This is a genomic window from uncultured Brachyspira sp. (assembly GCF_944390595.1).
Classification (GTDB): Bacteria; Spirochaetota; Brachyspiria; order Brachyspirales; family Brachyspiraceae; genus Brachyspira.
Genome location: NZ_CALXRN010000233.1, coordinates 1 through 11,535 on the forward strand (window position 1 = coordinate 1; position 11,535 = coordinate 11,535).

General features: G+C 27.7%; 9 protein-coding genes. 1 reads left to right on the forward strand and 8 read right to left on the reverse strand.

Features of this window, described 5'->3' with window-relative positions; genetic code table 11:
- From ptsP to Q0J90_RS13870, 4 genes are all read right to left on the reverse strand, one after another.
- On the reverse strand, positions 1–1,484 hold a 1,484-nt coding region (ptsP, locus tag Q0J90_RS13855; protein ID WP_297278471.1), incomplete at its 3' end, for a phosphoenolpyruvate--protein phosphotransferase.
- Positions 1,485–1,511: 27 nt separating this feature from the next.
- Complete coding sequence (locus Q0J90_RS13860; RefSeq protein ID WP_028331217.1) at positions 1,512–1,778, reverse strand: HPr family phosphocarrier protein; 267 nt, start codon at positions 1,776–1,778, stop codon at positions 1,512–1,514.
- Positions 1,779–1,901: 123 nt separating this feature from the next.
- The gene (locus Q0J90_RS13865) at positions 1,902–2,684 is read right to left on the reverse strand and encodes a type III pantothenate kinase (RefSeq protein WP_297278472.1); all 783 of its coding nucleotides are present in this window, start codon (positions 2,682–2,684) and stop codon (positions 1,902–1,904) included.
- A gap of 3 nt (positions 2,685–2,687) precedes the next feature.
- Complete coding sequence (locus tag Q0J90_RS13870; protein ID WP_297278473.1) at positions 2,688–4,082, reverse strand: CCA tRNA nucleotidyltransferase; 1,395 nt, start codon at positions 4,080–4,082, stop codon at positions 2,688–2,690.
- A 183-nt stretch (positions 4,083–4,265) separates the two neighbouring features.
- Between Q0J90_RS13870 and aroC the strand changes: the two genes are divergently transcribed.
- Positions 4,266–5,375, forward strand: coding sequence for a chorismate synthase (gene aroC / locus Q0J90_RS13875; protein ID WP_297278474.1), 1,110 nt, complete (start codon positions 4,266–4,268; stop codon positions 5,373–5,375).
- 5 nt (positions 5,376–5,380) lie between these two features.
- Here the strand turns inward: aroC and map are convergent, their stop codons facing one another.
- The 4 genes from map to Q0J90_RS13895 are packed head-to-tail and all read right to left on the reverse strand — an operon-like array spanning position 5,381 to position 11,154.
- Positions 5,381–6,178, reverse strand: a complete 798-nt coding sequence (map, locus tag Q0J90_RS13880; protein ID WP_297278475.1) for a type I methionyl aminopeptidase — start codon at positions 6,176–6,178, stop codon at positions 5,381–5,383.
- Positions 6,179–6,196: 18 nt separating this feature from the next.
- The gene (locus tag Q0J90_RS13885; protein WP_297278476.1) at positions 6,197–6,460 is read right to left on the reverse strand and encodes a hypothetical protein; all 264 of its coding nucleotides are present in this window, start codon (positions 6,458–6,460) and stop codon (positions 6,197–6,199) included.
- A gap of 29 nt (positions 6,461–6,489) precedes the next feature.
- Entirely contained in the window at positions 6,490–9,108 is a 2,619-nt protein-coding gene (locus tag Q0J90_RS13890) for an AAA family ATPase (RefSeq protein ID WP_297278477.1), read from the reverse strand.
- A 27-nt stretch (positions 9,109–9,135) separates the two neighbouring features.
- Positions 9,136–11,154 carry a hypothetical protein gene (locus Q0J90_RS13895; protein ID WP_297278478.1) on the reverse strand — a complete coding sequence of 673 codons (2,019 nt, stop codon included), beginning with the start codon at positions 11,152–11,154 and terminating at the stop codon, positions 9,136–9,138.
- Between the last annotated feature and the right edge of the window lie 381 nt (positions 11,155–11,535).

The following is an 11,535-nucleotide window of genomic DNA, read 5'->3' on the forward strand; positions in this document are numbered from 1 at the left end:
GCATGAGCACCATCTATAGCCATTTTTATAGCAGTAAGTACGGAAGGGTTATAAGGATCACATATAGCAGCTATTTTTTCATTACCTCTGTCTGAAGCTAATGTATATTGTGTTAAATCATTTGTACCTATTGAGAAGAAATCAGATTCTCTAGCGAATGCTTCGGCTCTGAATACAACAGAAGGAGTTTCTATCATCATTCCTAATTCTAATGATTCATTAAATGCTATATTTTCTTTCATTAATTCTAATTTACAGTCATTAAATATATTCTTAGCTTTTCTTAATTCTTCCATTGAAACTATCATAGGAAGCATTACTTTAATCTTACCGAAAGCAGAAGCTCTAAGCAAAGCTCTAAATTGAGTCTTTATAATAGATGTTTTATCTAAACATATTCTTAAAGCTCTCCATCCAAGGGCTGGATTTTCTTCTTTAGGCATTTCCAAATAAGGAAGATATTTATCTCCTCCAATATCCATAGTACGTATTGTAACGGTATGACCGCTCATAGCAACGGCTACTTCCTTATATGCTTTAAATTGTTCTTCTTCTGTAGGAAAATCTGTATTTTCCATAAATAAAAATTCTGTTCTATAAAGTCCTATTCCGTCGGCACCATTTTTCAAAGCACCGCCTAAATCAGCAGGAGATCCAATATTAGCATATACTCTAATCTTAGTTCCGTCTTTTGATATAGCATCCTTATGTGCATATTCTTTTAATAAAGCTCTTTTTTTATCAAATTCTTCTTTAAGTTTTAAACAAGAATCTATAGATTCATCAGAAGGATTTATTATTACATTACCAGTATTACCATTAACAATTATAGTTTGTTCATTTTGTAAATCTTTTACTATTTCGCCTATACCAACAACGGCAGGAAGCTCTAAAGATCTGGCCATTATTGATGTATGAGATGTACGTCCGCCTATCTCTGTTATAAATGCCAAAGTATTGTCCAAATCTAAATTTGCAGTATCAGAAGGAGTCAAATCTCTTGCAACTACTATGGAATCTTTTGGTAAATTAGAAACATCTGCTATCTCTTCGCCTTGAATATTTCTTATCCATCTGTCAGAAATATCTACTAAATCTCCAGCTCTCTCTCTTAAATATTCATCTTCAACTTCGCTTAATATTTTTCTATAAACTTCTATACCTTGTGATAATGCATATTCTGCACATACTTTATCATTTGCTATAATATCATTAACTTCCTCAAGTAAATCTTCATCTTCAAGTAAAGTGATATGAGCATCAAATATAGCAGCTTTTTCTTCAGAAACTTTTTTAGCAGTTGTTTCTCTTATTTTAATTAACTGATCTCTAGTTTTATTTCTAGCATCAAGTAATTTTCCCTGTTCTTCAGATACATCTTTACAAGGACATTTTAATATTACTATATCTTTTTTGACAAGCAAATATACCTTTCCTATAGCTATACCAGGTGATACACCTATTCCAGTAATTCTTTTTTCCATATTATAAATTCCAAAAAATAAATTTTATTAATCTTTTAAATTAGATATAAATTCCTCTACTTTTTTTAAATTATCCTCTTCATTTTCACCATCACAATAAATTGTAAGAACAGATCCCTTTTTCACTCCTAAAGATAAAACCTTTAAAAGAGAAGAAGCATTAACTCTCTTTCCAGCTTCATTTTCTATTTCAATTTTGCATCCCTGTAATGTTTTTATAAATGTTACAAATTCATTACCTGGTCTAGCATGAAGTCCTGTTTCATTTTGTATAGTAACTTTACCTGTAGTCATTGATGAACTCCTTAATATTTTATTTTCTTATATATAGTTTAAAGTATATCAGTTTTTTATCTTTTGTCAAATAATAGCATTAGAATTATATAATGAAGTGCTGTAATATAACAATATCATGTATTATATATAATATTGTTTATCTATCATATTGAAATAAATACCCTGCAATACTAAAAATGGATACACTTTACATTTTAATAGTCTTAAATTAGATATTCCGCCTGTTAAAAATATTTTAGATTTTATATTATATTTTTCTTTTATATATTTTTTGGTTTCTAATACAGCATAATTAACAGTTCCTATAGTATTATATATAGCACCGGACATAATGGCGTCTTTACTGTTATTATTTATAGGGTTTGGTATATTTTCTATAGGCCCTATTTCATAATAGGGCAGAGAAGTTCTATTTGATAATGCCTGATAGCTTGTTTTTGTACCTGCGATTATCATTCCTCCCAAAAATGTCAAATCCGATATCATAATGCTTATTGTAGTAGCTGTACCCATATCTATGACTATTGAAGCATATTTATCAGTATTATTATATCCTTCCAAACATATTGAAGCATAAGTTGATAGAATCCTGTCTATACCAACCGAATTTTGAGGTTCATATAGATTGTCTTTTAATTTTATATCATCATGTGTAACTTTATAAGCATCCATTTTGAAAGAATCTTTTATAGTTGATTCAAACAGATCATTTATTTTCATAGAAACACTGCTGTAGAATATTTTTTTTATACTTGTGAAATTTTCTTTAATAAAATTCACAGAATCAATTAAATCAATACTATTGCTATGATCTATAGCTTTAAAATATAAAGGTATTTTATTATTATTATCAAATATAGCCAACTTTACTCTTGTGTTTCCGATATCAGACAGCAAGTACATTTTTTAAGCCCCATCTTTTATATTATTGCTTTCTAAGAAATTTCTTGTTTTTTCTATTAAAAATTCTCTATTATTTAATTCAGGCTCATCTAATATTAAGTCCAAAAGATAATTTAATATTTTACCTATTAAAGGACTAGGCTTTAGATTAAACTCATTAATCAAATCATTTCCATTAATTTTTAAATCTTTAACAGTTATAGCATTTTCTTCTTCTATTATTTTATCTATTCTAGCCAATAACTTAGGTATGGCTTTACTTTCTTTATCTTTTCTGTTCCCGCTTCCAATTCTGTCTGCTTCTCTAAGTTTTAACAGAGGTTTTATGTTTTCTACTCCTATAGCCCTCATAAATCTTCTGACAGCTCCGTCAGTCCATTCATCCTGATAGTAAAACATGTGCTGTCTTACTAATAATGTTACAAAGTCTATTTCAGAATTTGAATATTTTAATCTTTTCATTATTTTTTTAGCTACATTAGAACCTACAACTTCATGATTATAATAAACAGGATCATCCTGCTTAGATATTTTCTTTTGAACCATAGGTTTTGCTATATCATGGAATAATGCAGCAAGCCTTACTAATAAAGTTAATTCTTCTGTTTCTAATGGCTCTACAGCTTGTATTGTATGCAGTATATGATAATAAACATCATATTTATGAAATTTATTTTGATTAACTCCAAACCCTTGCATTAATTCAGGCATAATTAAAGATAGAACACCTGTTTTTCTAAGAAGTTCAATTCCTCTAAATGGATTTTTAGATAATAATATGCCGTTAAACTCTTCACGTATGCGTTCTGAAGCAATAGATGCAAGCATTCCGGTAGAATGTGTAATAGCATCAAATGTTTCTTTTTCTATATCAAAATTTAATTTGGTAGCAAACCTTATAGCACGCATTATTCTAAGACCGTCTTCTCTAAATCTTTCATAAGGATTTCCAACAGCCTTAATAATTTTACGTTTAATATCTTTCATTCCATCAAACATATCTATAAGAGTGCCGTCCAATACATTATAGGCCATAGCATTTATAGTTAAATCTCTTCTAGGCAAGTCTTCCTCTATACTTAATGCATATTCAACCATATCCGGATGTCTTCCATCTGTATAGTTGCCGTCGCTTCTGAATGTTGTAATTTCTACATGCATATCTTCTATAATAACTAGAATGGTGCCATGTTTTATTCCTGTTGGAACAGTATATTTGAATATTCTTTGAACATCTTCCGGTTTAGCATCTGTTGTTATATCATATTCATGGGGAGGTATTCCCATTATAGAATCTCTAACTGCACCGCCTACTAAGAAACATTGAAATCCCTCTACATGAAGTATTCTTGCTATTTCTTTTATCGGATGCGGTATATCTGTAAATATTTTTTTCACTTATTATCCTATTTCAAATTATATATACCTTATATAGTATACACAATTTTGTATTAATTACAAATTTATATCATCAATAATTGTAAATATATTTTACTTTTATAACAAGTTAAATATATTAAAAGTTTTAAAAAAAACAAAAATAATATATACTAAATAAAAAAATAAAAATGGAATATATTTATGGGAAGTATTTTTGGAAATAATTTAAAATTAAGTTTATTTGGGGAGTCTCATGGAGAGGCTATAGGATGTGTTATAGATGGTTTCCCTTATGGTATTAATATAGACAGTGATTTTATAGATAGTGAAATGGATAGAAGAAGAGCTAAGAATGCAAAACTTACAACATCAAGAAATGAAAGCGATAAAGCAGAAATATTATCAGGTATACTTGAAGGTAAGACTACAGGTATGCCTATATCAGCTATTATAAAAAATGAAAATAAAAGAAGTACAGATTATTCAAATTTAAAAGTTGTTCCAAGACCTTCTCATAGTGATTATACTGCTATGCTTAGATATGATGGCTTCAATGATATAAGAGGAGGGGGACACTTTTCAGGAAGACTTACAGCTCCTTTGGTTTTTGCAGGTGCTTTATGTAAGTTAGCTTTAAAAGAAAAATTTGATATCAATATAGCCGCTCATATAAAACAAATATATAATATTAAAGATAAATACCCAAATAATATTTTGCCGTCCTATGAAGAGTTTATAAAAAATTACAATAAAGAATTAAGCGTATTTGATGATGAAGCTATGGATAATATGATTAAAACTATAGAAGATGCAAAAATTAATATTGATTCTGTAGGAGGTATTATAACGGCAGCAGTATTTAATATGCCTGCAGGTTTTGGAGATCCTTTTTATTCATCTATAGAAAGCAGAATTGCAGAATCGGTATTCGCTGTTCCAGCTGTTAAAGGTATTGATTTCGGACTCGGATTTGATTTTGTTAATTATAAAGCAAGTGAATGTAATGACCTTTATACTATAAAAGATGATGATAATATAAAAACTATAGAAACTAAAACCAATCATAACGGAGGTATTTTAGGCGGTATATCTAATGGTATGCCTATAGTTGTTAATGTTGTAATAAAACCTACTCCTTCTATATCTAAAGAGCAATTAACTTTGAATATAGAAACTAAAGAAGAGGAAAAACTTATTATAAAAGGGCGTCATGATCCTTGTATAGCTGTTAGGGCTGTTCCTGTAATAGAGGCTGCTATTGCTGTTTCAATACTTGATTTATGTATGGATATGAAAGGAAAATTACTTTAATATTCTTAGTTATTTTTTATACCTAAAATTTCTACTCCGCTGTTTGTTATAAGTACGGTATGTTCAAAGTGAACAGCAAGAGAATAATCAGGAGTAGAAAGAGTCCATCCGTCTTTTTTTTTAGCATACTGGTCTGTGCCGTTTGTAATCATAAGTTCTAATGCAAGCACCATATTAGGTTCAAGCATAACATCATTATTAGGATGATAGAAATTAAATATATACGGAGCTTCATGGTATTCATATCCTACACCATGTCCAGTAAGAGATTTTATAACGCTGAACCCATATTCATGTACTTTATTTTCTACAGTTTTACCATATTCGCTTAAAAGTACATTAGGTCTTAATTTATATATAGCATATTCCAAAGATTTTTTACAAGCATCAATAAGTTTATAAGCTCTATGATTTACAGAACCTATTCCGCCTTCTATTACAATAGTTCTTGCACAGTCAGCATAGTATCCATTATATTTTACGCCAACATCTACGCATACAGGCTCACCATGTACAAGTATTTTATTATTTGTAGGTCTTCCGTGTGCTATTTCATTTCCGCTTGATATACTGGTAGCAAATCCGTAATCTGGTACTTCAAAATTAGCAGGGTAGGCATTTTTACTCTTTATGAATTTTTCTACTTCTTTATCTACTTTTGAAGCTCTTACACCAGATATGCAAAGTTTAAAAGCTAAATCTATGGATTCTTGAGCTATTTCAGCTGCTTTTCTTATGTTTTTTATGGCTTCATCATTTTTTATAGAAGGCTTTACTATCTCTTTTACTTCTTTTATAAACATTATTATTTTATTCCTTTATTACTTAAGAGATTTAGGAGTAAATATATATAAAAGAATTACAAGTATAATAGCACCTAATACAGCAGATGACAGATTAATTTTTATATATTGTATATTGCTTAGTCTAGGCAAATAATATGAACCAAGCAAAGCACCAGCTGTTGATATAAGAAACATCATAACATGTCCGCCGAATACTTTTATTTTAAGTAAATTACCAAATACTAGGCTTACGATGATGCCTATAACTATGAATGTTGATACTACTATAATATATTCCATCTATAAAAACAAACCTCTTTATATAATTATCAATTAGATGAAAGCCCTATGAAAAATGATTTTAATCCTCCTTCATCATTTTCTACAGGTATAAATATCATATGCGATATATTTTCTCTATCAGAAGGGTCAAATTTATTCTTTAAAGATTCTGAAGAGAATGGATCTGATACGTATAAAGTTTTCTTATGAGATAATATCTTTTTAAATAAAGCTTCATTCTCATTAATTTTTAATCTATTTCTTGTACCATCAGAGATATTTTGAGATTCTGATATTTCATAGTTTCCATCTTCTTTTTTTGTAAGCATAGAGGCATGCGTAATATCAAGTCCTGACTGTTCTTGTAGCCAATTAAGCATATCATCCATATTTTTATTGATAAACTTTTTACCTCTTATAGCTTTTAATACATTTTTCCAACCAGATGTCATATTTTCTTTTACTTTTTCTTCTGCTTCTTTGTAGAAATCATCAGGTATTTTAGGAATTTCTTCCGGTTCATATAAATCATTATCTATTAAATCTTCTGTTTCAAAAGTATCATTTTCATTAGCCGGTTTTACCACTTCATCATCATATTCTTCATCACTAAAAGCCGGTGTTAAATTAGATTTTTCATCACCATTATTTGATGAATTTTCGTCATCATCATAATCTCCAAGTAAAAAATCTCTGTTAAGAGATAAGTTAAAAGCATCGCTTGAAGAAAAATATTCTTCTTCTTTTTTCACTATTTCATCTTCTATAATAGAACCATGGCTTATCAAAATATCCCCCTCATTATCATCTATAATGTCATCTATACCTTTTATGATATTATTTTCTTCTTCCTTTTTATTTTCATTTTTTTTTTCTTCATCATCCATTATATCATCTAAATCAGGTATATCATATAAATCTTCTTCATTATTATCATCTTTAGTTTCTTCTTCATTCATTATATCATCTAAACTAGGTATGTCATCTAAATTTTCTACAGTATCATCTATATTGTTTTCTTCTTCGTTATTTGTCTCTTCTTTATTCTCTTCATCATCAATTATATTATCAGAGTCTAATAATTCATCATCAGAATATTCTTTTATTTCTTCATTATCTTCATCTTTTGCTTCTTCTTCATCCATTATATCATCTAAACTAGGTATGTCATCTAAATTTTCTACAATATCATCTATATTGTTTTCTTCTCCGTTATTTGTCTCTTCTTTATTCTCTTCATCATCAATTATATTATCAGAGTCTAATAATTCATCATCAGAATATTCTTTCATCTCAGGAAAATGTACTTCATTGTCATACATATCTTTTGACATATTGTATTCTTCATCAAGTATGTCATCTAATGTTGGTACATCTTCTAATTCATCGTCATCTTCATTTTTATCAGCATTTTCTTCCAATACATCATCTAAAGTTGGTATGTCCGAATCTTCAGGTTTATTATCTTCTTCTAAAATAGAATCTAAACTTGGTATTTCATTTTTTTCTAAAGCGTATACATCTTCAAAATTATCTAATTTTAATATTTCATCTTCTTCATTATTATTTTCAATTTTTATATCTTCAACTTCATCTATTTTAGGTAAATCAACTTTATTTTTTTTGGTTATTTTATTTCTATTTATATCATTTAGATATTTTATACTATCATCATCCAATGTATCTATATCATAGTCATCGATATTAAATTCTTCATCATTATTTACTATATTAGCATTATCATATTCAATATCTTTATCTTCATTATCATATATATCTTCATCATTTTCAGATTCTTCATCATCATTTTCTTTATTAGCATTTTTTTCAATAAGAGATGTTATTATTAGGAATATTAATGATGATGTCAATAAACCTAGTATGGCGTATTTTAAATATTTTTGTATTGCAGGAACATTTAATTCTAATAATCCAATGCTGAAATTATCTATATCTTTAACTTTACTTGAGTAGAATGTATATGAATTGCTGTCAGAATCTATAGTTTGTGATCCTACTACATCATTATTCATATATTGAGAAAGTGTATCTCTTGATATACTGTTAATATCTATAGAAGGGTTATAATAAACAACTCCATTAGGAAGTACTACGAAATTTAGGTTATATGAAGTATTTTCAAATATTTTTTTAAATACACTTGCTACTACATATCCTACTTCTATTCCTCTATTATTCTTTATAGGTTTTATAAAATAAACACCGTCATAATCTTTATCAAAAAATGCTTTTGAATTTTTATGATCTTCTAAATTTATAGGCTTTATTTTAGCAGGTGAGGAAAATACTGATTTGCCGTCTGCTAAATATAATGCAACAGTATCAAAAGGATAATTTCCGCTTCTAAATATTGATATAATTCTGTCTTTTTCACTCTCATCTATTCCGTTTAATATAACATTTTGTAAAAAATTAATAAATGGATAACTTTCAACTATTTTGTTTAATCTATTGTCATAATCATTAACAAGACTTACTATGCTGTTTTGACATATTAATGCATTTCTATCTAATTTCTTTGTATCAACATCGAAAGCATCCTTCTTAAGACCGAATACAAATGTTATAAATAGTGCTAATACTATTATATTTATTAAAATAGATATGTATACAAAGATAGATATCTTATTATGTTTATCTAACATATAAATCCTCTCAGCATTAATATGAAATTATTTTTTTGTTATACTATTTCTAGCATCCTTTTCTGCTTTACTTATTATAGAAGAAAGCATTTTATCAAAAGCAGCAAATACATCATCTGTTCTTGAATTAGAAGTTTTTTCTAAATTATCTGAAGTTTCTTCTTTAGGTTTTAAATCCATACTTTCAACAGCTTTATTATATGAATTTAATATATCTTTAGCAGCATTATTAGAATCACTTTTTATATAGCTGTCAGTTTTTTTATTGAATAAACTTCTAGCATACTCTTTATTTTTTTCTTCTTCTTTTTCTTTATGAGATGATAATAAGTTTTCTTTTACTATTTTCTTATTAAATATATCTTCCTCATTAATCTTTCTATAATCAGAATTATTTGTTTCATAATTAGATATTTCTTTTTCATTTTCTTCAGAAATATTTTCAATTACAATGCTTTCTTTTTCATCTGCATTATTTTTTAATTCCTCAGAAACATTAATGAACATATTTTCTATTTCTTTTTCTTCATCTTCTTTATCATAATATGACGGAGCATATTTATCATAATCATATTTATTCTCTTCATATTCTGATATTGTCAATTCTTCTTCTTTATTGCTAAGTTCGTCATCAACTTCATTTTCAACTTCTTCCAATATGCTTACTGTATTTAATTCTTCTTGTATTTCTGCCTTATCTTCCTCTAATAATACTTCTTCTATTTTGTTTTCTTCCAATATATTTACTGTATTTAAATCCTCATTTTGCATTTCTGCTTTATTTTCTTCTTTTATCTCTTCATTTTGTATTTCTATTTTTTCTTCTTTTTTTAAATCATCTTTTGTTATAGAAAATTTATTTCTGCAATTATTTATTTCTTCTTTTATGTTTGCAACTATATTTAATATATCCCTTCCAATATTAAATTCATCATTTTTTTCATTTTCTTTCTTTTCTTTTAAATATTCATTAGGTATATTGTAATGAACCTTCTGTATCATAGGAGGCATTTCTTCATGCGTATTTGAAACAGGCAATGTTGTATTTACTATACTTTCATTTATTAGTTCATCATCTCCTTGAACATTTTTAACATAATCTCTATTAGTTTTAATCTGCATGAGGTATTTAAAGAAAGCAATTATTCCTTTTATTACTAATTGGCATGTTAATATTAATAAAGCAGTAATTGCTAAAACTATAAGTTCAAAATAGTTAGGATATTCTTTTGTTATCATAGATACAGTAAGAGAATCATTAACTACAAAACTAGGCTGTTTTTTATAATAAGCATATCTATTAATTACGCTTGAAACTTTTTCTAAATTATTTCCTATAGGTTCTTTAACATTATAAACTGAGTTTCTAGAATCGCTTACAAATAAACTTTTATCAGCAACCTGATAATACATAGCTATATCAGATACATAAGAATAGTCATTTCTAGTTGTAACTATCATTTCTCCGTTATTATTTTTTATATATTCCATTATGTAGAATGCATTTTCATTACTTGCATTTAATACTAGAGAACCTTTTTGTTTTATTTCATTTATTAAATTATTTTGAAGTTCCAAAGGCCATGATTTATTTCTTGATAAGTATAAATTAAGCATCATTTTACCATTCATATCGAATACAGTCATACCTTTTAAATAAGGGTTTTCAACAGTCATTCTGTAATAATCATTTTTATATTTATCAAGCTGAGCTTTAGTAGGTGATTTATTTGGGTCATAATTTTTTAGAGTGTCAGATGTTTGATACATATTATATCCCACATAATCAGATATTGACTGAGTGATTAGGTTAACTTGATATTGGGATACACTGTTTCTTTTTATTTTCATACCAACGGCTATTTTATCTATTCTTTGTTTCATCATATCTAAGTAATCATTTATAAATAGAGATGCAGCACTGTTTTGCGGTAATATTGTATCACTTGCTGCTCTTGCGAACATAGCAACTATAAATATTATCAAAAATGATATTGTTAAACTTAATATAGTTTTTATTATTTTTTGATTTCTGTTCTCATTCATAATGTTTAGCCTTTTGTCTAAAAAATTGTCTTAATTCTAAAAAACTATTATTAGTTATCGGCTAAATGGAATTTTACTTGAAAGGTTTATTTTAAGACCTCCGCTGAGCCGCATGCGACATAAATGCGCCTGACCGAAAAGCCAGGTGGGTTCCTCAGAAACATGACCTTGATTTCTCAAAACCGTATCGCGATGCCGGCGAGCCTATCATTAATGCTTCGCTCTAGATCCCTAATGCATTAATTTATACTGGTGCAAGAATGTCATCGCTTAACGAGAACAGCAGAGTAATATAACTATAAATTTATTTTTACTATTTGTCAATACTGCTTGACAAAGAAATTATAGAAAATATAATATTTGAAAATATTAATTAAGGTT